Genomic DNA, 22,134 nt, shown 5'->3' with positions numbered 1-22,134 from the left:
CCGCTCAATGCCGCATCAACGACCACAGCAACAACGCCAGCAACAGCACCACAACCACCTGCCAGAACAGCACCGGATCGCTCTCGAGCAAAGGCTTGCGCCGGATCGGCGCCATCGCGTCCCGACCGCTCGAAAAACGTTCGAGATCAGCGCAGACTTCGAGCACGTCCTGATACCTGCGCACCGGATCGGGTTGCAGCGCTTTCTCCAGCACCAGGTCGAGCCATAGCGGCGCGTCCGGCCGGTACTGATAGAGCGGCACACGGCCATTGAAGCCGTAGGGCAGCTTGCCGCCGCTGAATAGCCGGTACAGGGTCACGCCAAACGCGAACACCTCGGAGCGCGCATCGCCCAGCGCGCCCTTCATCAACTCAGGCGCCATATAAGCGGGTGAGCCCGGTGCGGCGTCGGGGCCCGGCAACTGCATGCCCGGCATATAGCCGAAGCCGAGATCGAGCAGGCGTGTGCTATCGCCCCACATCACCAGCACGTTCTCGGGTTTGATATCGCGATGGAAGATATTGCGGCGATTCAGCACGTCGATCGAATGGCCCAACTGTCGCGCGATCTTGAGCGCACGGGGCAGCGCCATGGGCTGAGGCGTCGCCAGCAGTTTTTCGAGCGTGACGCCTGAGCCGAGCGGCATTACCACATAGAGCCGTGTTTGCCGGTCGGCATCGATCGGCATCGGCGCGAGCACGCCATCGTCGCTGATCTTGCCGGCCAGCCAGCGCTCGCGCACGATCGACTGCCGCACGTTCTCGTCCTGTTCGACACGCGGTTTGGGAAACTTGAGCGCCAGCGGTGTGTTCGGATCGACCAGATCGTGGCCGGCGAAAATCCGCGAATAGAAGCCATCGCTCAATACGCTCTTGAGCAGATATCCATCGACCACCTCGCCTGCATCGGGCACCGCCGGAATCGGCAAGGTGCCGACCACCCGCTCAAGGTAACCGACATCGAGCAACGGCAGGCCGCCCACGTCGAGCACCGCGCTCGTCACGTCGTCTTGCGAGCCGCGCGTCAGCGCCAGCGCGCCCAGCCGGCGTGCCGTTTCGAGCGCACCGCCGCGCGCCGCCAGCACCGTCTGCAGCTCGCGCATCGGCACGCGGCGGTAGAGTCCGTCGGAGCACATCAGCAGGCGGTCGCCCTCGTGCAGCTCAAGCGTTTCGATGCGCGTCACCAGCGTCGGAAGCATGCCGACTGCGTGCGCCACGTAAGAACCGAAGGCGACCGGCACCACGTCGTCGTCACCGAGCTGGGTCAGTTGGCCATCGCGCAGCAGATAGAGCCGCACATCGCCGGCCGCGACCAGATACGCGGTAGCGCGGCGCACGATCAGCGCCGCAAAGGACGCGGACATTTGCTTCAGCGCAGGGTCGACGCGGCCGATCTGGTGCAGCCAGCCGTGTATTGCCTCGAGCGCGCGCGCAGCGGCGACGCCGGGTTGCAAGGTGTCGGCGAGCCCGTAATAGGCATCGATAAAGGTCCGCACCGAGAGTTCGGCCGCGACCCGGCCGCCCTTGCTGCCGCTCACGCCATCGGCAAGAGCGATCACGCTGCCACGCGCGGCGCGCTCCGCCAGATCGCCGAGCATCACGCCGACGTAGTCTTCGTTGATGTGATCCTGCCCGCGGGCGCGGGCAGGGAAAGAAACGCAACCGATCTTGAGCGCGGCGCACTCGCCGCGCTCCGGCCTCAACTGCAGATCGATTTCCTGGCCGCCCATTCCGCGACCGCTAGTGGGCCTTCCCTCTGGATCGTCTGGCACCTGGCTGGTGTTCGGTGCGGGCAAGCTATCCTGGGAGAAGGGTTCATTCATTTACTTTTTGCCGTGGGTCATCACGTCGCTTGTTTCCAGATCGTGCTCGATCTTCTCGAGCACCTGCGGCGAGCGCTTCTTGAGCATCAACAACCAGACTGCGCCAACCAGCATATACGCAACGAACAGATACGGCAGGATGTTATACGGATAATCGGGCACCGGATACACGCTGCCGATCACCGCGCCGACCATTGCCAATGCGCCGAGCACGCCCCACACAACGTTGCTCGTCTTGAGCTCGCCCTGCTTCTTCAGATAAACCGGTGCCGCGATGGCGACCAGGAAATACACGACCAGGAAGCCGAAGGTCGCAAACGTACTGGTATAGCCGAAGGTGTTGAGCGGACCCGTGCCGAGCATTGCGATACACACCACAAAGGTCACGATGGAGGAAAACGCAACGGCAATGTACGGTGTCTGATGCGTGCGGTGCACCATGCCCATCGAGCGATGCACGAACTGATAGCGGCCCATCGAATACAGCAGACGGCTGGACGAGTTGATACACGCAAGCACGCATGAGAACGCGCTGACCGAGGCGATCAGATAAAACACCGGACCGAGCGGCGAGGCGCCGACGCTCGTGAGCAAGGTGCTGAGCACGGCAGAATCGCCGCCGAGCTTGGCTGCGTCGTCGTGGTAGGCAATCGTCATCGAATAGGCCACAAACATGAAGAACAGGCCCGACAGGATCACGCACCAGACCACCGCACGCGGAATGACGCGCAGCGGGTTCCTGGTTTCCTGGCCGAGCGAGGCCGCGCTCTCGAAACCCACGTACGAGAAGATGCCGAGCACCATGCCCTGTGCCATACCCTTACCGCTCACACCCTGCAGCCCAAGTTGCGTATGGTCGATGATATGGTCCGGATGCAGTGCGAGCACGTAGATCAGCACGCCGCCCACGATCACCACCGAAGCGGCTTCGATGGCAAGCGACAGGCGCGAGGAAAGCTTCACGTCACGTGCCGAGAAGAACCAGGCGAGCCCGACAAAGATCGTGTAGACCGCCCACGATGGGATATTGATACCCCAAGCCGTAAAAGCGTTCTGCACGAACACCACGCCTGCGGCGCCAACCCCCATTGCGGTGCCCACGTAAGCCGCGATTAATCCCCAGCCGGCAATGCCACCTGCCATCGGCCCAAGCGCGCGTGAGATATAGATAAAGAACGAACCGGCCGAGGCGATCCGGCTCGAGAGCGCGATGATGCTCATGCTCACCAGCAGCAGCCCGAGCGTCGAAAGACCATAAATCAACCACGTCCCCGCACCGGCCAGCGCCGCGATCGCGGTCACGTTGATCGATGGCGTGAAAGTTGGTGAAAGGTTCGCGATGGATTGGCCGATGACCTCGGGAAAACCTAGCGTGCCGGCACGCAGACCGCCGGATGGTACCGATGCTGGTGTTGCTTGCGTGGTGCTTTGCGGAGTGCTCATGTCGGGCTCCTGATAGAGGGGTGAATCAAGGTTGAATGCACTCAACTTTTCCACAGTCAAAAATCTCAAAACAACTCAATTCATGGGGTCCATCCAGGAATCCACGAAGTACCCGCGAGCGGAATACGCGCCATTGCCGCGGCCTCGACCGTCAACGCGACCAGATCCTCCGGTTCGAGGTGATGGACGTTCTGCTTGCCGCACGCTCGCGCGATCGTCGTCAGTTCCATGTTCAGCGTCTTCAGGTAGTTGCGCACGCGGCGCGAACCTTCATCGGGCTGCACACGTTGTTCGAGCACCGCGTCCTGGGTGGTCACGCCGACCGGGCACTTGCCCGTGTGGCAGTGATGGCAGAAACCCGGCGACGTGTTCAGCGCCGCGTAGTCCTCCTCCGCCGAATGCAATGTGCCGTTCTGAAAGTACGTATCGCTGTTGCAGCCGAGCGCCATCAGCATGCCCTGCCCGATCGCCACCGCATCCGCGCCGAGTGCCAGTGCCTTCGCTACGTCGGCACCGGTGCGGATGCCGCCCGAGACGATCAGTTGCACCTGGCCTTTCATATTCAGATCTTCGAGCGCGTCCACCGCCTGGCGAACCGCGGCCAGCGTCGGAATGCCGACGTTCTCGATGAAGCAGGTCTGCGTCGCCGCCGTGCCGCCCTGCATCCCGTCGATCACCACCACGTCCGCGCCCGCATGCACCGCGAGCTTGACGTCGTTGAACGTGCGGGTTGCGCCGACCTTCACGTAGATCGGTTTTTCCCAATCGGTGATTTCGCGCAGTTCCTGAATCTTGATCGCCAGATCGTCCGGGCCAGTCCAGTCCGGGTGACGGCTCGCCGAACGCTGATCGACACCGGCCGGCAAGGTGCGCATCGAGGCAACACGCGGATTGACCTTCTGCCCGAGCAGCATGCCGCCGCCGCCCGGTTTCGCGCCCTGGCCGATTACGATTTCGATCGCATCGGCGCGGCGCACGTCGTCCGGGTTGAAGCCATAGCGCGACGGCAGGCACTGATAGACCAGCGTCTTCGACGAGCGGCGCTCTTCCTGCGTCATGCCGCCGTCGCCGGTGGTGGTCGAGGTGCCCATCGCGGTCGCAGCCTGCCCGAGCGCTTCTTTCACGTTCGCCGAGAGCGCGCCGAAGCTCATGCCGGCAATCGTGATCGGAATATCCAGCACCACCGGCTTTGTGGCGAAGCGCGTGCCGAGCACGGTCTGCGTCGCGCATTTCTCGCGGTATCCTTCGAGCGGATAGCGCGACAGCGAGGCGCCGAGAAACAGCAGATCGTCGAAATGCGGCACACGGCGTTTCGCGCCCAGGCCACGAATCTCGTAGAGGCCGCGCTGCGCGGCGGAGTGGATATAGTCGATCGTCTTGCGGTCGTAGCCTTGCGACTCTTCCTGCTGCAAGCGGACGAATTGAACGGATTTGGCTTCCATGGGGGCCTTCTCAGAGAGCGTGTGTTCAATATTCCTGGTTCGCGTCGGCGTTCCAGTGATAGAGCGTGCGAGCGGAGGCGATCCGTTTGAACGACGCCGGGTCGTGGTCCATGCCGGCAGCGGAGAGCAGCGCGCGCACCGCGTCGATATCCGTCTGCGTCATCGGCTCGTACTGTGCGTCCGCGCCGAGCGATTTCACGTCGCCGCGCACGTACAGCACCGCTTCGTAAAGCGAGTCGCCGAGCGCATCACCCGCATTGCCACAGATCACCATGCGACCCGCCTGCGCCATGAAGGCTGAGAAGCTGCCTACCGAGCCGCCCACCACGATGTCGCCGCCCTTCAACGAAATACCGCAGCGCAGGCCCGCATCGCCGTCGATCACCAGCAGGCCGCCGTGCGCCGAAGCGCCCGCGCCGTTCGACGCGAAACCCTTCACATGCACTTTGCCGCTCATCATGTTTTCCGCGACGCCGGTGCCCGCGCTGCCGTCGATCTCGATCGTCGCGTGCTTGTTCATGCCGCCTGCGTAATAGCCGGCGTGACCGGCGATCGTCACTCGCACCGGCGCATCCACACCAACCGCGAGGTTATGCGCGCCGTTCGGTGAGACGATGGTCACCGCCTGACCCTCCAGTTCGCTCGCCGGTTTGTGCAGGAACTGGTTCAGCTCACGGACCGTCGTACGCTCCAGATCGAAAGTCAGGCTTTCCATACATACATCTCCTCAGGTGCGGGTTCGAAGACCCTGGCGTTCTTGATGTCGGGCAGATGCGCGAGCGAGCGGAACTCGGATGCGATCGCGACGTAGTCGTCGTTTTCCGCGACCACCGCCGGCTTGCACGCGAACGGATCGCGAATCAGCGCAAGTTCGGTCGAGGTGCCCATCAGGAACGTGTAGAAGCCGTCGAGTTCTTCGAAACCCTTCTGCAAGGCGACCGGCAACGTGTCGCCTTCGCGCAGCCGCCATTCGAGAAAGCGGCAGGCGGCTTCGGTGTCGTTGTCGGTATCGAAGTGAATGCCTTGCGGTTCGAGCTTGCGGCGCACGCCATGCGCATTCGAGAGCGAGCCGTTGTGGACGAGGCAGAAATCATCGCCGGCCGTGAACGGATGCGCGCGGTCGGGCGTTACCGCCGATTCGGTCGCCATGCGTGTATGGCCGACCAGGTGCGAGCCTTTCAGGTTCGCAAAGTCATAACGCTCGGCGACTTGCGACGGCGAGCCAATATCCTTGTACAGATCGATCGAGCGGCCGCTCGACAGCAGATACAGCTTTGGATAGCGCTCGCGCAGCCACGTCTTCACGCGCTCGACATTGCCTTGCACCGTCAGTACCGCATGATTGCCTTTCGCATCGACACGGGCGGTCACGTCCATCGCCGCGTTCAATGCGTCCAGCAGCGGTTGCCATGCGAAGTCCGCGCCTTCGTCGGTGAAGCCCGCGTAGATGCTCAGCTTTCGCTGGCTCGCGTCGACTTGTTTGCCGAACACCGCGAGGCCCGCCGAATCCGGTCCGCGCTCGGTCATGCCGATCAGCATCGGCACCATCAGTTCGCCGAGCCGTTCGCGCAATGCCGGCGTCTTGACCAGCAAGCCCACAATTCCGCACATGGTGCTTCTCCTTAGAAGAATTCGAGGTAGGTCTTCAGTTCCCAGTCCGAAACGTGGCGCATGTATTCGATCCACTCCATCCGTTTGAGCTTGAGGAATTCATCGGCAACCGGGCCGAGCGCGTCGCAGATCACGCGGTCGCTTTCCAGCGCGTCGAGTGCTTGCTCGAGGTTTTGCGGCAGCACGCCGATGCCGTGTTCGGAGAGTTTCGCGGGCGACCACTCGTAGAGATTCTCGTTAGCCGGTTCGCCCGGCGACAAACCACGGTCAACGCCGTCCAGCCCCGCGGCAATCACAGCCGACGTCGCGAGATACGGATTGCATGCGCCATCCGGCAAACGCAACTCGATGCGCTCGCCGGGCATGCGCACCATCGTCGAACGGTTGTTGTCGCCGTAGCTGATGTAGGCCGGCGCCCACGTTGCGCCTGTCAGCGAGCGGCCAACCACGAGGCGCTTGTACGAGTTCACCGTCGGATTGCACAGCGCGGCCAGCGCGGGCGCGTGCGCGAGCAAACCAGCGGTGAATTGATAGCCGAGCGTGGACAGGCCCATGCCGAGCTTGTCGCTCTTGTCGGAGAACAGGTTGCGTTCGCCGTCGCCTATCGACATATGCATGTGCATGCCATTGCCGGGACGATTCGCGAACGGCTTCGGCATGAACGAGCAGATCATGTCGAGTTCATTGGCGATCTCGGAGGCGGCCATCTTGAAGAACACGTAGTGATCGCACGAGGTCAGGCAATCGGTGTACGTGTAGTTGATTTCGAACTGACCGTTCGCGTCTTCGTGATCGATCTGATAGACGTCGATGCCGACCGCGCGCATCGATTCGGTGAGCGTTTCCAGGAAGACGCGCGTACGCGAGAGTCCCTTGTAGTCGTAGCACGGCTTGGCGAGCGTATCGCTCGGATCGCATGGCTCAAGCGTGCCGGACGCCGAACGACGCAGCAGCGAGAATTCCGGCTCCAGACCTGTGAAAAGCGTCCAGCTGCGCTCGGTCATCCGTGCGACCTGTTTCTTCAAGGTCACGCGCGAATCGTATTGCCATGCTTCGCCATCCACATGACCGTCGCAGACGATCCGTGCCAGGCCCGGCTGCCACGGCACCGGCGTGAGCGTCGCCAGATCGCCGACGGCCATATAGTCGGGACCGTTCGGCTCGATCCCTACTCCCCAGATCGCAAACCCCGCGAAACCGGCACCCGCCGTCAACACGCTCTTCAGATGACTGACCGGCACCGACTTCGCCTTGGCCACGCCGTGAATATCGACAAACTGCGCCAGCACGTACTTCACGCCCTGCTGCGTCAGATATGCCTGCGCCTCTTCCGCCGAGCCGAAGCGGGGCACGCATCCGAGCTCGTTGACCGGCAGCTTGCTCGCATCGTTCAGGTTCATCGCCACTCCTTGCAACTGCATCTTTCGTGGTTTGGAAAGCCACACGCAGCGCGTGTGACCGGGTTGCGCAACACGCTCCCGAACGCCGCTTGTGCCGCGCTTCGAGCCTGTTTTCAATCGGTCGGATATTTTATTGGTGAGAAACAAAGATTCTTTTTGTGAAACTCTTTGCGCGTGACTCAGCGCTGCAATCTGCTACGCTTTCGTTTTACGTGAGGCTTACATGCAAATCGGTGAAGATAATAAAACGCCGCTTGAACGCTATCTCGGCAACACCATTCGCGAATTACGCCAGCGCCACGGTCTGACCATCGCTCAGGTTTCCGCTCAGGCCGGCATCAGCCGCGGCATGCTCTCGAAGATCGAAAACGCGCAGACTTCCGCAGGTCTCGAGGTCCTCAACCGCATTGCACAGGCGCTCGGCGTTTCGCTCTCCATGCTGTTTCGCAATTTCGACGTGCCACAAGGCGGTGCACAGCTCGTCAAAAAAGGCAGTGGCATGGAAGTGGTTCGCAAGGGCACCAAAAGCGGCCACACCTATCACCTGCTTGCCTATGACCAAGGTCCTCGTAAGCTTTTCGAACCCTTCCTGATTACGATGGAGGACGAAGCCGAACGCTTTCCCGTGTTTCAGCATCCGGGCACCGAGTTCATTCACATGCTCAAGGGCGTGATCGAATACCGTCACGGTCAGCAAACCTACATTCTTCATCCTGGCGACACGCTCACTTTCCAGGGCGAGATACCCCACGGTCCGGAACGCCTCATCAAGACGCCCATTCAATTCCTGTCGATCTTTGTCTATCCGCAATCGAGTGCAGCTGACTGATCGCTCGCCGCGGCCGTCCCAGTCAATGCCTTTAACAATGCAACGTTTGTGCCATGTTTATCTGAGTGAATCAAAGATTCCCACCAATAAACGCTTTGGGCGCCATGCGTCGTTCCTGATTTCGATGCTGAAAGGTTCATCAGCCTGACTCCGGTGCACATCGTCGCTGTGACTGGTGCGACTTTGCACAAAAACGAGGTGGGCGGTTAAGCAGCGTTAAAAGCAACGCTTATACAAACGCGCGCTATGGCGCCTGAATCAGCGCAATGCATCGTCCGGCAGATCGGGTAGCGCCCGCGCGAGCGACGGTTGAATCGCGTTGTCCAGCACGCCGCGCGTCAGCATGACGATGTCGCCGGCGAACTGTTCCCACTCGCCCTGGCGATGCAGCAGAAAAAAATCGCGCCGCCCGAGCCGGCTCGGCGGCAACGGCATCACCGCGATATCGTCCAGATAGTGCCGCGCCTGCCACAGACACAAAGGCGTCGAAATTGCGAACCCCGCCCGCGCGGCCACCAGACTCAGCAGCGGATCGGTCGCATCGAACTCGTAACGCCGCGGACTGTTAATGCCCAGATGCCGCACGAAACGTTCGATCTGCTGGCCGATCACCGAGCGCGCCGTATAGCGGATCAGCGGCAGCTCGAGCGCAAGTGTGCGCCAGTCGATATTGCGGCGTCCGTTCAACTGGCTGCGCGCAACCACCACCACGAATGCCTCGGAAAACAGCGGCACTTCGACGATCCGTGGGTCGTTCAGCGTGGTCTGCGTGCAGATCGTGATATCCAGTTCGCGGTCGTGCAACTGCTTGCTCAAGCCCGGCGTGAGACCGGACCACATCGAAATCTGCCGCTCTGAATTCGACACCGCACGAATCAATTCCGGCCCGACAGTGGCCGCGAACGAATCGACGCAACCCAGGCGCACCGGCATCTTGCCGGTATGCGAGGCATCGCCGATCCGCGCGCTCACCATCTGCGCGTGTTCGATCAACGGCCCTGCCAACTCCAGCAACGCGCGCCCCGCTACATTCGGGCGCGGCGGACGGCTCTCGCGATCGAACAGCGTCAGGCCCTGATCTCGCTCCAGCGCGGCAATCGACTGGCTGATGGCGCTCTGGCTCACGCCGAGCTGCTTCGCCGCGCCCGTCATCGAGCCGCTGTCGCAGACAGCCACAAAAGCCTGCAACGCGCGCAGATCGATCGGGGTCGGGGTTCGTCTCATGAAGTGCTCCGCTCGCGGGGTGACATGCCGGTCATCCTGTGCGGTACGCGCGGCTCGGTGCCGATGTTCGCAGGCATGGTGCACAGGATGAGAAATTGCATTGGCTCGCCATAAGTTTGCCTAATACAAAATTGGCGCGGCCAACGTTTTCCTAGAATTCGCCTCATTGCCCATACAGAGGTCCACATGAGCCACTACGATTTCATCGTGATTGGCGCTGGCGTCATCGGCGCGTCGGTCGCCCATCATCTCGCCGCACTGGGCGCGCAAAGCGTGCTGGTTATCGAACAAGGCACGATCGGCGCGGGCACCACGTCACAGTCGTCCGGCCTGTTGCGCACGCACTATTCGGTGCGCCAGAACGTGGAACTCGCGCGCTCTTCGTGGTGGGCATTCAATAATTTCGCTGACTATCTCGGCGACGACGAAGCGTCCTGTGGTCTCGTCAAGTGCGGCTATCTGATCTGCGCGCCCGACGGCGACAAGCTGGAGCCGCTGCGCGCCTCGCTCGCCGCGCAGCAGGATATGGGCATCGAAGTGCAACTGCTCGACAAGGCTGAGGCGCACGAGCGCCTGCCGATTGCGCACTTCGACGACGCCGCGCTGATCGGTTATGAACCTGAGGCGGGTTTTGCGGATGCCTATCTGGTGGCGACCGGCTTCGCCCGCTCTGCGCGCCGACGCGGTGTCAAGATCATGGAAGGCGTGACGGTTATGGGGCTCGTGCGCGAAGGACGCCGGATCACCGGGGTCGCAACCAGCGCGGGTAACTTCAGCTGCGGCACGCTGATCAGCACGCAGAACATCTGGACGTCGGAACTCGCCGGCTGGATCGGTGTGCCGCTGCCGGTCAAGCCGGAGCGACACACGGTGCTTGCGCTCGAGTGCGACGGTGCCGCCTACTCGTTCAAGATGCCGGCGTTCAAGGACCTGGGTTCGGACGGCATGCTCTATTACCGCAGTTACGGCGGCAGCCAGATGCTGGTGTCGGAAGGTGTGGTCGGCGAAACGTTGAACTCGCCGGAAACCGAACAGGGCGATATCTCGCTCGACTATGTTGCCGAAGTCGGCGCTCAGGTGGTGGAACGCTTTCCGGCTTACGAGGCCGCTGGTCTCGCTTCGTCATGGACCGGTGTGTACGACGTGACGCCCGATTGGAATCCGGTGTTAGGCAAGGTCGGCGATATCGACGGACTCATTGTCGGCTTTGGCTTCTCGGGGCACGGCTTCAAGCTGTCACCGGGCATCGGCAAGGTCCTCGCGCAGTATGCGCTCGGTCTACCCACGGATGTTTCTCTCTCACCCTATGCGCTCGACCGGTTCGCCAGCGGCGAGCTGCTGGTGGGCAAGTACGGTTCGGGCGCAGTCTCCTGACTCCGAATCCCGATCTCTGAATCGCTCGCCATCGGATTCGGGCAGCGCATCGCGTTGCACATACGTCACGTCGTCTCACCACGAGCGATCGGCTAATCGCGCAACGCGATTCCAGCGCCGAAAGAACGTTCACACCCTCCCCCTCCGATTTGCACTCAGGCCACAAACCTGACGTGCAGGTGCCGACTTTCCCTCCGTTATCGACGCCGAAAAAAGCTTGGCTATTTTTTTTGTTGCAGTATAGTCCGGTCTAGACCGCATCGCGAAGGGATTTCATCGAGGTATCGCGGACGCGCACAACGTTTCCCCAGCCGTTCCCTTTCTGCACGGAGTGTTCGCCATGAATCGTCTGATCGCGTTATGTGCCGCCGCCGTCCTGTTCAGCTCCGCATTTCCAGTCGCCGCGGGGTGTCTGGACGACGTGAAGTCGAGCGGTGTCCTGACAGCGGGCAACGGCCTGATGGGTACCCGCCCTTTCGTCTGGCAAAACGAAGACGGCAGCTACGGCGGGTTCGAGGCCGATATGCTGAAGGAGGTGGGCAAACGCATCGGCGTGCCGAAGACGGACTTCGTCGTCACCGAATGGAGCACGCTGATTCCCGGGCTGAAATCGAAGCGATGGGACATCATCTTTTCATCGATGTCGGCCACGCAGGAGCGCATCCAGAGCGCCAACGTGCGTTTCTCACGGCCCTACTTCCTGCTCTACGACGAAATCATTGTCAAAACCGATTCGCCGATCCAGTCGTTCGCAGATCTGAAGAACCGGAAGGTTGCCACAACACTCGGCACCAACGATTCGGTGAACGCGCACCGGCTCGCGACCGAAGGCCAGATCGGCGAAGTCATGGACTTCAATTCGTTCGGCGAGCCATTCATGGCGTTGCAAAACGGCCAGGTCGACGCGGTGCTGCTCGATCAGGGCACCCTGCTCGGCCAACGCGAGAAGATGAAAAACCTACGCGTTGTCGGTCAGCCGATCTACTACCACCCGAAGCCCGAATGGGTCGACGCCGAGAACAAGGCGAACTATAAATTCGGCACGAGTGCCGCAGCGGTGCGCGCAGAGTGCAGCGATCTGCTCACCGCGATCAATGGCGCGCTGCAATCGATGGATCAGGACGGCACGCGCCAGAAGATCCTGACGAAGTACGGTGCATGGTCGCCGGAGCAAGCGGTGCTGACGAAGTAATCGCACCGATCATGAGCGAGTTCTTCTTTACGCTGATTCCGCGCTACTTTCCGTTTCTGCTGAAGGGCGCGTGGGTGACGATCGAACTGTCGGTCATCAGCATGACGTGTGCGATTGCGCTCGGCCTCGCGGTCGCGCTAGGCCGGCTGTCGTCACGGCGCTGGCTCGACTGGCTGCTGCGCGCTTATGTCGAGATCTGGCGCGACGTACCGCTGGTGGTTCAGTTGCTGGTGATCTACTTCACGTTGCCGCAGGTCGGCTTGACCTTGCCGGGATTCTGGGCCGGCGTGCTCGGCCTCGCGCTGAACCTCGGCGCGTATCTTTCGGAAGTGTTCCGCGCAGCGATCCAGGCGGTAGACAACGGTCAGCGTGAAGCGGGGCTGACCATCGGCATGTCGCACACGATGATCTACCGGCGGGTGATTCTTCCGCAAGCGCTGAAGGTTGCGCTCCCCACGATCGGCGGCTATTTCATTTCGTTGCTGAAGGATTCGTCCTTGGTGTCGTTCATCGCGGTCAACGAATTGCTCCGGCACGGCACGATTGTGATCGCCGATACCTTCATGAGCATGCAGGTCTATCTGATGGTGGCGATCATCTACTTCGCGATGAGCTTTGCTGCCGCACGCGGCGTGCGATGGATCGAGCAGCAGTTCACCCCGGTACACCGCGGCGGCAAGCGCGTGTCGACACAGATTCCCGCAAGCAAGGCCGGCGCGGCGAGCACGGAGCCCAATCTTGAAACCTGATCTGAACGGGACGGCGAATCCTTCAACGTCTATTCTCGAAGTGCGCGCACTCGAAAAATCATTCGGCGCGGTACAGGTGCTCAAAGGCATCGACCTGCGTATCCGGCCCGGCGAGGTCAGTTTCTTCATCGGTCCGAGTGGCGGGGGCAAGTCCACGCTGCTCCGTTGCATCAATTTTCTGGACATGCCGACCGGCGGTGAAATTCATTTCGACGGCGAACGGCTTTGTCATCAGGATGGCGCCACGTTTCGCACGAAGCCGGAAGCGCAACTGCGCATTGCACGGCGCAAGATGCCCATGGTGTTTCAGCAATTCAATCTGTTCGCTCATCGCACCGTGCTCGAAAACGTGATCGAAGGGCCGATCCACGTGCAGCGTCGCCAACGCGACGAAGTCATCAGTGAGGCCTCGGCGATCCTGCATCAGGTTGGTCTGGGCAATCGCCTTGGCTACTACCCCGACCAGTTGTCGGGCGGCCAGCGCCAGCGCGTTGCGATTGCGCGGGCACTGGCGATGAAACCGAAAGTCGTCCTGTTCGACGAGCCGACCTCGGCGCTCGATCCGGAGCTTGTCGCGGGCGTGCTCGACACGATTCGCACCCTTGCCGATGCGGGTTTGACGCTTGCCATCGTTACCCATGAGATGGCGTTCGCACGCAAGCTCGCCGACACGATTCATTTTGTCGCCGACGGCGTCATTCTGGAGTCAGGCACCCCTGACTCGATTCTCGGTGCAACAGGAAACAGCCGCATCGCCGATTTCATTCGGGCAGTTGAGCGGTGAGCAGCGTGCAACGTCAATCACATATAAAGGAAACGGAGATGTCTGAAACCATTCAACAGCGCGTCGCGCGCGCGGTGACCGACGATCTGGTGCGGGCGTTTCGCGTCGACGGCGCGGTGTGTATTCGCAACATTTTCTCCGAGGATGAACTGGCGATGTTGCGCGAGGCCATCGACCACAACATCGCTCAACCGAGTCCGCGTGCAAAAGTGGCGAGCCGGCCGGACGATCCAGGCTGGTTTTTCGAAGACTTCTGCAACTGGCAGGATAACGACGGTTATCGTCGTTTCATCATGGAGTCGCCTGCGCCGAGCGTTGCGGGTGCGTTGATGGGCGGCGAAGCGGCCCGTTTCTATCACGATCATCTGCTGGTGAAGGAGCCCAACACGCGCCAGCGCACGCCGTGGCACCAGGACCAGCCGTACTACAACATCACCGGCAACCAGAACGTCAGCATGTGGATTCCCGTCGATCCGGTCGCGCGAGCATCAACACTCGAATTTGTCGCAGGTTCGCATCGCGGGCCATGGCTGATGCCGCGCACGTTCATTGCCAACGAGGCGAAGTGGTTTCCCGAAGGCAGCCTGACCGATTTGCCCGACATCGAAAGCAATCGCGACGCGTATCCGATCATTGGCTGGGAGCTCGAACCCGGCGATATGGTGTGCTTTCATATGCTGACGTTGCATGCCTCGGGCGGCGTTGGTGGTAACCGTCGGCGCCGCGCGTTTTCGCTGCGCTTTATCGGCGACGATATCCGTCACCAGCCACGCCCGTGGCGCACATCGCCGGAGTTTCCAGGTCTGCGCGAGACGCTAGCCGAAGGCGCGCCGATGGCGCACCCGCTGTTTCCGATAGTGTGGCGCGCAGAACAGGGACAGGTGAGCGCATGAGCGAAGCGAAAAGCGAATTGGACGACGCCGTGAGAAACGCACCGGTGCCCGCACATATCCGTGCGTTGCCGCTCTATGTACCGGGCCGCTCCGAGCAATCGGTTGCGCGCGAATATGGTCTTGCACGCATCATCAAACTGGCGTCGAATGAAAATCCGCTCGGCTGCAGCCCACATGTCGCGCAAGCGTTGGCCGAGCAGTTCAGCGGCGCGGATACCGCTCTCGCGCGCTATCCGGATAGCGATGCATTCGATCTGCGTAACGCGCTTGCCCGCTATCATGGTGTGCCGGCCAACCACATCGCGGTGACGAACGGTTCCCACGAACTGATCGATCTGTGCGCCGCGTTGAGTCTGCGTGCCGGCACCGCCGGCCTCTATTCGCAGTACGCATTTCAGGCCTATCCGATCAGTATCAAGGCGCGCGGCGCCACCGCAATCGAAGTACCGGCGTCCGATTACCGTCACGATCCTGCCGCGATGCGCGCGGCGTTGACCCCCGCAACGCGCCTCGTCTACATCTGCAACCCCAACAATCCAACGGGTACGTTGCTGTCCCCGACAGAGATCGAAGTCATTCTGGATTCGGTCGGCCCCGATACGCTCGTGGTACTCGATGAAGCGTATATCGACTACGTCGATCCCACGCTGCGCCCCGATTCGATTTCACTGCTTGCGCGTTATCCGCAACTGGTCGTCGCGCGAACGTTTTCGAAGGCATACGGGTTAGCGTCGCTGCGAGTCGGTTACGGCATCATGCATCCCGATCTTGTCGATGCCATTGCTCGAATCCGCCCGACGTTCAGCGTCAATGCACTCGCGCAGCGCGCGGCACTGGCGGCGCTCGCCGATCGCGCGTTTCTGCAACGCACGCAGAGTCTGAATCGTGCAGGCATTGCGCAAATCACCCAGGCGCTGGAGCGTCAGGGCATTCCGTTCATCCCTACACACGCGAACTTCATTGCGATTGGCCTGAACGACGCAAAAACGGTGGCCCAACGGCTGCTACAAGCCGGCATCGTGGTCCGGCCGCTCGGCGCATACGAACTGGACGACCTTGTCCGCGTGACCGTCGGTACCGAAGAGGAAAATGATATGTTTCTGCGCGCGCTGTTCGCGGCGCTTGGGCGAGACTGAAAGCGTAATAGAATCGGTGTCGCTCAATTCGGAATCGAAGGGTAGTACATATGGCTCAAAAACCCGGTGCGCCGTTTCAGCAGATCAAGGCCGTTGTACGCGACAAGGTTCGTGCAGGCGAATGGGGCGTTGGCGAGCGCATCCCGTCGGAGATCGATCTGGCGACGGCGTTCGGGGTCGCACGCATGACGGTCAATCGCGCATTGCGCGAACTGACCGCCGAGGGTGAACTCGAACGCGTGGCCGGCGTCGGCACGTTTGTCGCCGAAGGCAAACCGCAGTCGAACCTGCTGATGATCGCTCATATTCGCGATGAGATTCGCTCGCGAGGGCACGAGTATGCCTGCAAGGTCATTACGCTGGTGCGCGAAGCCGCTTCGGTCGAGGTCGCCGCGGCGTTCGGGCTGCCGAGGAATACGCCGGTGTTTCATCTGACCTGCGTACATCTGGAAAACGGGCGGCCCATTCAGTTCGAAGACCGGTATGTGAACCCCGCCGCCGCGCCGGATTTCCTCACGCAGGATTTCACGGCCGAGCCGCCATCGCAGTATCTCTACAACAACGTGTCCCACTACGAACTGGAAATCGAGCATATCGTCGACGCCTGTTTGCCGACGCCTGAACAGGCAGCGCTGCTCGAGATGCGAACCGACGAGCCTTGCTTGATGCTGACGCGGCGCACGTGGACCGGCGGCACGCCGGTCACACTCGCCCACTTCGTGCATCCCGGCAAGCGGTATCGGCTCGGTTCGCGCTTCAAACCGAATTCGATGCCGAGCCAGGGGTTGGCGAGAGGCCGCTGAAGCGCATGCAGGCGTCAGTCGAGTTTGTTGGGCTCGAGAAGCGCCAGCGCCGGCCGTACAACGCCCTCCAAGAGCGCACGTTCCGGCCTTGTCCGGGCAAGCACCCGTATGCCGAGATGGAGTCCTAGCAGCAAGCGCGCAAGATCGTCCGCAGACTGGGCAGTCGAAATCTCGCCAGCCTGCTGACCCGCGTGCACACAGCGCCGGAAAAACGCTTCTACCGCCACCAGCACATTGGCGATCATCGTCTGGAAACCGGCGTCGTGCGGTGCAACCTCAAGTGCCGAATTCACCAGCAGACATCCCTTACGATCCCTGTCGCTGACCGATCGCTCGACGATCTCCCGAAAGAATGCCTTGATGGCATCAAGAGGCGGCAGGCTCCGCTCGAATCTCGACACCCGGTCGCCGAAGCTATTTTCTATGTAGTGGGTCAGCGCCCGCTGAAACAGCGAACGTTTATCTCCGAACGCGTTGTAGAGGCTCGCCCCCGTAATACCCATGCACTGCGCAAGATCCCGCACAGAAGTCGCCTCGTAGCCATAGACCCAGAACTGGTGGGCGGCTGCATCGAGGACCGCATTTTCGTCGAATTCCCGTGGTCGGACCATGCTTACTCCAGCCATCGCGCAACGTCTTCCCGGTCGGGATTGCAACGTCACACACGTTGCGATATTCTAAATCATCCGATCTAAAACAACCTGGAGCCATAGCAAACCTGCTTTGGTGCCGCACGACAGCCAGCACGCGCGCATCAGGCGGTCTGAGAACGCAACGCACAGGAACATCATGACCGTGTACTCCGCAGAGGAGCGTCTGAAAACGTTGTTCGTCTCGGGCCTGGCAGGCAACGCATCCGAGTACCGCGCGTTTCTGTCCGAACTGACGCGTCACCTGCGTGGCTACCTTCGCAAACGGATTCCCCAACTTCACGACGACGTCGAGGATCTCGTTCAGGAAATCCTGCTGGCCGTGCATAATGCACGTCATACATACCGGCCGGATGAGCCTCTGACCGCGTGGGTCCACGCGATCGCGCGCTATAAACTGATGGATTTCTTCAGAACGCGTGCGCGACGGGAGTCGCTGCATGACCCCCTTGACGAGCACGACGACATTTTCGCCGAGTCCGCCGACGAGCCGACCGATGCCCATCGCGATATCGGGAAACTGCTCGATCACCTGCCGGACAAGCAGCGGCTCTCGATCGTGCACGTCAAGCTGCAGGGACTTTCAGTCGCCGAAGCCTCCCGCTTGACGGGGCTATCGGAGTCGGCCGTCAAGGTCAGCATCCATAGGGGTCTCAAGGCTCTGGCCACATACGTCCGGAGAATGGCATGAGAACAGATGAACTCGTCGGATTGCTCTCAACCGGCATAACGCCCGTAAAAAGCGGCACGGTGGCCCGTCGGTTCGGCATCTCATTGCCCGTTGCCGCCCTTGGCGCGACGGCGTTGATGGCTGCCGTATTTGGCATTCGCCCCGATCTGAGCACCATCGCCAAAACCGCAATCTTCTGGGAAAAACTCGCGTTTCCGCTGTGCCTCGCAATCGGCGCCCTGATTGCAACCGTTCGGCTCGCGCGCCCCGGCGCCAAGGTCGGAACCGGATGGCCCGTCATCGCGATACCGGTTGTAATCGTCTGGATTGCAGCCATAGCGGTGCTCGTCAGTGCCGCACCGCAAGAGCGGTTGCCCGCAATACTCGGGCAGACCTGGCGCACATGCCCATTCAATATCCTTCTGCTGGCCGTTCCAGGTTTCATTGCGATCTTCTGGGCGGTCAAAGGACTGGCGCCGACCCGTCTACGGCTCGCCGGCGCCATCTCGGGTCTGCTCGCAAGCTCAGTCGCCACGGTCGCGTACTGCTTTCATTGCCCCGAGATGAACCCTGCGTTCTGGAGCATCTGGTATGTGGTCGGCATGCTGCTTCCAGTCGCGCTCGGAGCGGTGCTGGGTCCCAAACTGCTTCGGTGGTGAATGCTCAGGCCTCTCGTTGAGCGAGCGGCTTGATTTCGTTGCGCGCAAGTCGAAAGCAAAAAAAAGATGACTTGCCTGTAACCGGACGTCTCCAGTCCACGAATTAGATGATGTATCCAGCACGGGTACTCCTCTATCTCAACTTCTGGAGAAATTCCATGTCCGCTAAAGCCACTGTCAGTTCCGCCCTCCTCGCCGGCGTAGTCGCGAGCCTGCTCGCATCCGTCGCCCACGCAGCACCGCTGACGAGCGCGGAGGCAAGCGCCGCTGTCGCCGCGCACAAGGAGAAGTGCTACGGCGTCGCCCTGAAAGGGCAGAACGATTGCGCCGCTGGTCCTGGCACCACGTGTCAAGGTACATCCGCGATGGATTTCCAGGGTAACTCATGGAAGTTCGTTCAAGGTGGCACCTGCACGAGTATCGCCGTGCCGGGTGGTGGCCATGGCTCGCTCACCGCTCTGAAGTCCTGATCCGGCAAACGACAACAGGAAAGGGGCGGCCATGACCGATTTCACCCGAACAACGCCAGCCGGAATCGACGAGCGCGGCTGCCCCTCCGGTGTGACCGCTGCGGAACGGCAGTTTGTCGGCACCAGTTTCAAGCATGAACATCTTGCCTCGATTCTCGCGGACGGGTTGAAAGACGGCTTCTTCGAAGTCCACGCTGAAAACTATATGGGCGCTGGCGGTCCGCCACATCGGGCGCTTGCGGCTATCCGCGAGAACTACCCGATCTCCATTCACGGCGTGTGTATGTCGATCGGCGGCCCTCATGCGCTGGACGCTGCTCATCTCGCACGCTTTCGCGATCTGCTTGCACGCTACGAACCCAAGCTGGTGTCCGAGCATCTGGCGTGGTCTTCACATGGCGGAACGTTTTTTAACGACCTTCTGCCTTTGCCGTACACGAAAGAAACGCTCGAGCATGTGTGCGACCACATCGACCAGGTTCAGCACGCAATCAAACGCCCCATGCTTCTTGAGAATCCGTCGACCTATGTGGCTTTCGAGTCGTCGACAATGAGCGAAACCGAATTCATTCGGGCCGTCGTTCAACGTACTGGCTGCGGCTTGCTACTGGACGTCAATAACGTTTTTGTTTCGGCAATCAATCACGGTTTCTCCGCCGCCGCATACCTTGACGGATTGCCCCTTGGGACCGTGGGCGAAATACATCTGGCCGGGCACAGCGAGCAACGCGACGATGAAAACGAACTGCTGCTTATCGATAGCCACGACCGCGCCATCTCCGACCCAGTGTGGAATCTCTATAGGCATGTCGTATCGCGGATTGGCCCGAGGCCGGCACTGATCGAATGGGATAGCAATCTTCCCGCATGGCCCGTGTTGCGGGATCAGGCAACGACAGCACGGCAAATCATGGCAGAGCACGGAATGTCACTCGCACAGGAGCTCAGCCATGACGTCTGAGAATCGTTCGTGCCAGTACGCCACAGCGTTTGCGCCGGGACTGATAGACCCAGCGATCGCAGCGCCTGAAGACCTCGTAGCCGCACCAGGGAAGCGCGTAGTGAAGCGCTACAACGTTTATCGCAACAACGTCACGGTCAGCCTCATTGACGCACTGGCAGCGATCTACCCCGCTATTCAGAGCATCACCGGCGTCGATTTCTTCAGGGCGATGGCCCGTTTCCATATCCGCGAGACGCCTCCCGTTTCGCCGTTACTGTTCGAGTACGGGCGGGATTTTCCTGCTTTCATCGAGTCCTACGAATATGCCCGCGAAATGCCGTGGCTTGCGGATACGGCGCGCGTCGAGCGTGCGTGGCTGGATGCCTATCACGCTGCGGACCTGCCTGTGCTCGCTACCGAGGCGCTTGGAGATATCGAGCCCGCGTCGCTGGCCGGATTGCGTTTCAGACCGCACCCCGCGGCGCGGATCGTGCGCTCAGGCTATCCGGCCGTCGCAATCTTCGCGATGAACCGCACGGATGGTCCTGTGTCCCCGCTAAGGTCAAACGAACCCGAGGATGCACTCGTGACACGACCGGAGCAGGACGTCATCGTCTCGCGTCTGCCGGCGGGCGGTGCAACGTTCCTTATCACCCTTCTCGCGGGCGCCTCACTGGGCGAAGCGGTCGCTGCTGCATTTGACGAAACCTCTTCCTTCGATCTCCAGGCCAACATGGCAGGGATGATCTCGGCTGGCGTTTTTTCTGCCATTCAACATGGAGATTGATCAAGATGACACCGGACACTCAACAGGCAAAACTGCCATTTCCAGGCGTAGTGATATCTGCGATTGGTGCGGCGAAGCGGCTGATCCAAAGCCTCGCGCAACCGTGGCTCGTTCAACTCGTGCTTCGGATTGCGCTGGCCGTACCGTTCTGGAAATCGGGCATTCTCAAATGGCATGGCTTCCTTCAACTGAACGACACGGCAATCGATCTGTTCACTCAGGAGTTTCAGTTGCATCTGCCAGGCGGCCCGTACCCGTTTCCTGCTCCGGCCGTGTTTGCATTTTTGTCGGGCTGCGGCGAGGTGACGTTCCCAGTGTTGCTCGTGCTGGGCTTCGGAACGCGGTTCGCCGCAGCCGGCCTGATACTGATGACGTGCATCATCGAGCTGACGGTGCCGGACGGCTGGCCTATCCATCTCACCTGGGTAGCCATGGCATTGGGAATCGCAGCCTGGGGACCAGGCCGGATATCCATTGACTATCTGCTGGGTGACAGGTCGTTCAGACCCTGACCCGAAGTTTTCGTCGAATCGTCGGCCTCCCCACTGAACAACATGAGAACTTCGGATCTGATACTCAGGCTGACGAATGGTCTTACGACGATTGAGCCGAATTCCGTTTCGAGGAGACTCAATCGGTCGTTGAGCGTGGGGCTTGCCGGCAGCATGGCGATGCTGGTGATCATTTACGGCATCCGCAGCGACATGCCGGAATTGCTGTTGACGACGATGTTCTGGATACGGCTCGCGTTCCCGGTGGCAACACTCATCACCGCATTGAAACTGGCCGGACGTCTTGGGCGCCCCGGCGTACCCGTCAAGCTCGCATGGTTCGCGGTCACACTGCCATTCATTGCCATGTTGTTCGTCGCCTCGCTCATGCTGATCGCGACTCCGCCAGGCTATCGCCTGGAGCTGATGCTGGGCACAACATGGCGGGTCGCCACAGCGAATATCGTGCTGCTCTCCCTGCCTTCACTTGCCGCCGTGATGCATGCCATGAAGGGGCTTGCACCTACCCGCCTGGCACTGGCGGGCGCCGGCGCCGGGCTGCTCGCCGGCGCGCAAGGTTCGCTCGTGTACTCCCTTTACTGCTCGGAGATGTCCGTACCGTTCTGGGGTACCTGGTACGTACTGGGCATTGTCATAACCGCTGGTATAGGTGCTGTATTTGCTCCGCTCTACTTGCGGTGGTAGTCCAGCGTCTCCCGGCGGCGCGCGTCAGACAAATTACCCAGCCCATATTATTCGGCC

Annotated in this window: 23 protein-coding genes; 15 read left to right on the top strand and 8 right to left on the bottom strand. The window is 61.0% G+C overall.

Going from position 1 to position 22,134, the window contains the following annotated elements; genetic code table 11:
* Positions 1–4 precede the first annotated feature (4 nt).
* From M0D68_RS08865 to glnT, 6 genes are all read right to left on the bottom strand, one after another.
* Positions 5–1,822 carry a bifunctional protein-serine/threonine kinase/phosphatase gene (locus tag M0D68_RS08865; protein ID WP_200653163.1) on the bottom strand — a complete coding sequence of 606 codons (1,818 nt, stop codon included), beginning with the start codon at positions 1,820–1,822 and terminating at the stop codon, positions 5–7.
* The gene (locus tag M0D68_RS08860) at positions 1,823–3,265 is read right to left on the bottom strand and encodes an APC family permease (RefSeq protein ID WP_093635335.1); all 1,443 of its coding nucleotides are present in this window, start codon (positions 3,263–3,265) and stop codon (positions 1,823–1,825) included.
* A gap of 80 nt (positions 3,266–3,345) precedes the next feature.
* Positions 3,346–4,707 (bottom strand): FMN-binding glutamate synthase family protein, encoded by a 1,362-nt coding sequence (locus M0D68_RS08855; RefSeq protein ID WP_266224203.1) that lies wholly within the window; start codon positions 4,705–4,707, stop codon positions 3,346–3,348.
* Positions 4,708–4,732: 25 nt separating this feature from the next.
* On the bottom strand, positions 4,733–5,422 hold the full coding sequence (locus M0D68_RS08850; RefSeq protein ID WP_200653165.1) for a protein glxC: 690 nt from the start codon (positions 5,420–5,422) through the stop codon (positions 4,733–4,735).
* Positions 5,410–6,318: a glutamine amidotransferase family protein gene (locus M0D68_RS08845; RefSeq protein WP_200621254.1), complete on the bottom strand. Its 909-nt coding sequence runs from the start codon at positions 6,316–6,318 to the stop codon at positions 5,410–5,412. The genes M0D68_RS08850 and M0D68_RS08845 overlap by 13 nt, the downstream gene beginning before the upstream one ends.
* An 11-nt stretch (positions 6,319–6,329) precedes the next feature.
* Positions 6,330–7,718, bottom strand: a complete 1,389-nt coding sequence (gene glnT, locus M0D68_RS08840) for a type III glutamate--ammonia ligase (RefSeq protein ID WP_211704156.1) — start codon at positions 7,716–7,718, stop codon at positions 6,330–6,332.
* 223 nt (positions 7,719–7,941) lie between these two features.
* Here glnT and M0D68_RS08835 point away from each other — a divergent pair, with 223 nt between their 5' ends.
* Positions 7,942–8,547, top strand: coding sequence for a helix-turn-helix domain-containing protein (locus M0D68_RS08835; RefSeq protein ID WP_200621255.1), 606 nt, complete (start codon positions 7,942–7,944; stop codon positions 8,545–8,547).
* Between the two features lie 258 nt (positions 8,548–8,805).
* Here M0D68_RS08835 and M0D68_RS08830 read toward each other — a convergent pair whose 3' ends face one another.
* Entirely contained in the window at positions 8,806–9,771 is a 966-nt protein-coding gene (locus tag M0D68_RS08830) for a LysR family transcriptional regulator (protein WP_266224202.1), read from the bottom strand.
* A 186-nt stretch (positions 9,772–9,957) separates the two neighbouring features.
* Between M0D68_RS08830 and M0D68_RS08825 the strand changes: the two genes are divergently transcribed.
* The 7 genes from M0D68_RS08825 to hutC all read left to right on the top strand — a co-directional run bounded on the left by M0D68_RS08825 (position 9,958) and on the right by hutC (position 16,702).
* Positions 9,958–11,145, top strand: a complete 1,188-nt coding sequence (locus tag M0D68_RS08825; protein ID WP_200653166.1) for an FAD-binding oxidoreductase — start codon at positions 9,958–9,960, stop codon at positions 11,143–11,145.
* 340 nt (positions 11,146–11,485) lie between these two features.
* A complete protein-coding gene (locus M0D68_RS08820; protein WP_200621257.1) occupies positions 11,486–12,337 on the top strand; it encodes an ABC transporter substrate-binding protein in 852 nt (283 codons plus the stop codon).
* Positions 12,304–13,086 (top strand): amino acid ABC transporter permease, encoded by a 783-nt coding sequence (locus tag M0D68_RS08815; RefSeq protein WP_200621258.1) that lies wholly within the window; start codon positions 12,304–12,306, stop codon positions 13,084–13,086. The genes M0D68_RS08820 and M0D68_RS08815 overlap by 34 nt, the downstream gene beginning before the upstream one ends.
* Positions 13,076–13,870, top strand: coding sequence for an amino acid ABC transporter ATP-binding protein (locus tag M0D68_RS08810; RefSeq protein ID WP_234486978.1), 795 nt, complete (start codon positions 13,076–13,078; stop codon positions 13,868–13,870). The genes M0D68_RS08815 and M0D68_RS08810 overlap by 11 nt, the downstream gene beginning before the upstream one ends.
* Before the next feature lie 38 nt (positions 13,871–13,908).
* On the top strand, positions 13,909–14,763 hold the full coding sequence (locus M0D68_RS08805) for a phytanoyl-CoA dioxygenase family protein (RefSeq protein WP_200653167.1): 855 nt from the start codon (positions 13,909–13,911) through the stop codon (positions 14,761–14,763).
* Positions 14,760–15,899, top strand: coding sequence for a histidinol-phosphate transaminase (hisC, locus tag M0D68_RS08800; protein WP_200653168.1), 1,140 nt, complete (start codon positions 14,760–14,762; stop codon positions 15,897–15,899). Before M0D68_RS08805 ends, hisC begins: the two co-directional genes overlap by 4 nt.
* A gap of 50 nt (positions 15,900–15,949) precedes the next feature.
* Positions 15,950–16,702 carry a histidine utilization repressor gene (gene hutC / locus M0D68_RS08795; protein ID WP_200621261.1) on the top strand — a complete coding sequence of 251 codons (753 nt, stop codon included), beginning with the start codon at positions 15,950–15,952 and terminating at the stop codon, positions 16,700–16,702.
* 14 nt (positions 16,703–16,716) lie between these two features.
* On the opposite strand, the gene M0D68_RS08790 is transcribed toward hutC, so the two are convergent.
* Entirely contained in the window at positions 16,717–17,313 is a 597-nt protein-coding gene (locus M0D68_RS08790; RefSeq protein WP_200653169.1) for a TetR/AcrR family transcriptional regulator, read from the bottom strand.
* Between the two features lie 178 nt (positions 17,314–17,491).
* Between M0D68_RS08790 and M0D68_RS08785 the strand changes: the two genes are divergently transcribed.
* The 7 genes from M0D68_RS08785 to M0D68_RS08755 all read left to right on the top strand — a co-directional run bounded on the left by M0D68_RS08785 (position 17,492) and on the right by M0D68_RS08755 (position 22,077).
* Complete coding sequence (locus M0D68_RS08785; RefSeq protein WP_093635326.1) at positions 17,492–18,043, top strand: sigma-70 family RNA polymerase sigma factor; 552 nt, start codon at positions 17,492–17,494, stop codon at positions 18,041–18,043.
* Entirely contained in the window at positions 18,040–18,681 is a 642-nt protein-coding gene (locus tag M0D68_RS08780) for a DUF1109 domain-containing protein (RefSeq protein WP_266224201.1), read from the top strand. The genes M0D68_RS08785 and M0D68_RS08780 overlap by 4 nt, the downstream gene beginning before the upstream one ends.
* 158 nt (positions 18,682–18,839) lie before the next feature.
* Positions 18,840–19,151: a DUF2282 domain-containing protein gene (locus M0D68_RS08775; RefSeq protein ID WP_054041172.1), complete on the top strand. Its 312-nt coding sequence runs from the start codon at positions 18,840–18,842 to the stop codon at positions 19,149–19,151.
* A 31-nt stretch (positions 19,152–19,182) separates the two neighbouring features.
* The gene (locus M0D68_RS08770) at positions 19,183–20,112 is read left to right on the top strand and encodes a DUF692 domain-containing protein (protein WP_200653171.1); all 930 of its coding nucleotides are present in this window, start codon (positions 19,183–19,185) and stop codon (positions 20,110–20,112) included.
* Positions 20,102–20,881 (top strand): DNA-binding domain-containing protein, encoded by a 780-nt coding sequence (locus tag M0D68_RS08765; RefSeq protein ID WP_200653172.1) that lies wholly within the window; start codon positions 20,102–20,104, stop codon positions 20,879–20,881. Before M0D68_RS08770 ends, M0D68_RS08765 begins: the two co-directional genes overlap by 11 nt.
* Positions 20,882–20,886: 5 nt before the next feature.
* A complete protein-coding gene (locus tag M0D68_RS08760) occupies positions 20,887–21,393 on the top strand; it encodes a DoxX family protein (RefSeq protein WP_200653173.1) in 507 nt (168 codons plus the stop codon).
* A gap of 42 nt (positions 21,394–21,435) precedes the next feature.
* On the top strand, positions 21,436–22,077 hold the full coding sequence (locus M0D68_RS08755; protein ID WP_200653174.1) for a DUF1109 domain-containing protein: 642 nt from the start codon (positions 21,436–21,438) through the stop codon (positions 22,075–22,077).
* The last annotated feature ends 57 nt before the right edge of the window (positions 22,078–22,134 follow it).

This window comes from Paraburkholderia sp. SEWSISQ10-3 4 (genome assembly GCF_030464785.1).
GTDB classification, from domain to species: domain Bacteria; phylum Pseudomonadota; class Gammaproteobacteria; order Burkholderiales; family Burkholderiaceae; genus Paraburkholderia; species Paraburkholderia aspalathi.
Note: the sequence above shows the minus strand (reverse complement) of the source record. Positions and strands in the feature narration are given on the sequence as shown.

Bases quoted from the DNA above. Each gene is read 5' to 3' on its own strand.
- M0D68_RS08865 (WP_200653163.1), bottom strand. From the start codon at position 1,822: ATGAATGAACCCTTCTCCCAGGATAGCTTGCCCGCACCGAACACCAGC.
- M0D68_RS08860 (WP_093635335.1), bottom strand. From the start codon at position 3,265: ATGAGCACTCCGCAAAGCACCACGCAAGCAACACCAGCATCGGTACCA.
- M0D68_RS08855 (WP_266224203.1), bottom strand. From the start codon at position 4,707: ATGGAAGCCAAATCCGTTCAATTCGTCCGCTTGCAGCAGGAAGAGTCG.
- M0D68_RS08850 (WP_200653165.1), bottom strand. From the start codon at position 5,422: ATGGAAAGCCTGACTTTCGATCTGGAGCGTACGACGGTCCGTGAGCTG.
- M0D68_RS08845 (WP_200621254.1), bottom strand. From the start codon at position 6,318: ATGTGCGGAATTGTGGGCTTGCTGGTCAAGACGCCGGCATTGCGCGAA.
- glnT (WP_211704156.1), bottom strand. From the start codon at position 7,718: ATGAACCTGAACGATGCGAGCAAGCTGCCGGTCAACGAGCTCGGATGC.
- M0D68_RS08835 (WP_200621255.1), top strand. From the start codon at position 7,942: ATGCAAATCGGTGAAGATAATAAAACGCCGCTTGAACGCTATCTCGGC.
- M0D68_RS08830 (WP_266224202.1), bottom strand. From the start codon at position 9,771: ATGAGACGAACCCCGACCCCGATCGATCTGCGCGCGTTGCAGGCTTTT.
- M0D68_RS08825 (WP_200653166.1), top strand. From the start codon at position 9,958: ATGAGCCACTACGATTTCATCGTGATTGGCGCTGGCGTCATCGGCGCG.
- M0D68_RS08820 (WP_200621257.1), top strand. From the start codon at position 11,486: ATGAATCGTCTGATCGCGTTATGTGCCGCCGCCGTCCTGTTCAGCTCC.
- M0D68_RS08815 (WP_200621258.1), top strand. From the start codon at position 12,304: ATGGTCGCCGGAGCAAGCGGTGCTGACGAAGTAATCGCACCGATCATG.
- M0D68_RS08805 (WP_200653167.1), top strand. From the start codon at position 13,909: ATGTCTGAAACCATTCAACAGCGCGTCGCGCGCGCGGTGACCGACGAT.
- hisC (WP_200653168.1), top strand. From the start codon at position 14,760: ATGAGCGAAGCGAAAAGCGAATTGGACGACGCCGTGAGAAACGCACCG.
- hutC (WP_200621261.1), top strand. From the start codon at position 15,950: ATGGCTCAAAAACCCGGTGCGCCGTTTCAGCAGATCAAGGCCGTTGTA.
- M0D68_RS08790 (WP_200653169.1), bottom strand. From the start codon at position 17,313: ATGGTCCGACCACGGGAATTCGACGAAAATGCGGTCCTCGATGCAGCC.
- M0D68_RS08785 (WP_093635326.1), top strand. From the start codon at position 17,492: ATGACCGTGTACTCCGCAGAGGAGCGTCTGAAAACGTTGTTCGTCTCG.
- M0D68_RS08780 (WP_266224201.1), top strand. From the start codon at position 18,040: ATGAGAACAGATGAACTCGTCGGATTGCTCTCAACCGGCATAACGCCC.
- M0D68_RS08775 (WP_054041172.1), top strand. From the start codon at position 18,840: ATGTCCGCTAAAGCCACTGTCAGTTCCGCCCTCCTCGCCGGCGTAGTC.
- M0D68_RS08770 (WP_200653171.1), top strand. From the start codon at position 19,183: ATGACCGATTTCACCCGAACAACGCCAGCCGGAATCGACGAGCGCGGC.
- M0D68_RS08765 (WP_200653172.1), top strand. From the start codon at position 20,102: ATGACGTCTGAGAATCGTTCGTGCCAGTACGCCACAGCGTTTGCGCCG.
- M0D68_RS08760 (WP_200653173.1), top strand. From the start codon at position 20,887: ATGACACCGGACACTCAACAGGCAAAACTGCCATTTCCAGGCGTAGTG.
- M0D68_RS08755 (WP_200653174.1), top strand. From the start codon at position 21,436: ATGAGAACTTCGGATCTGATACTCAGGCTGACGAATGGTCTTACGACG.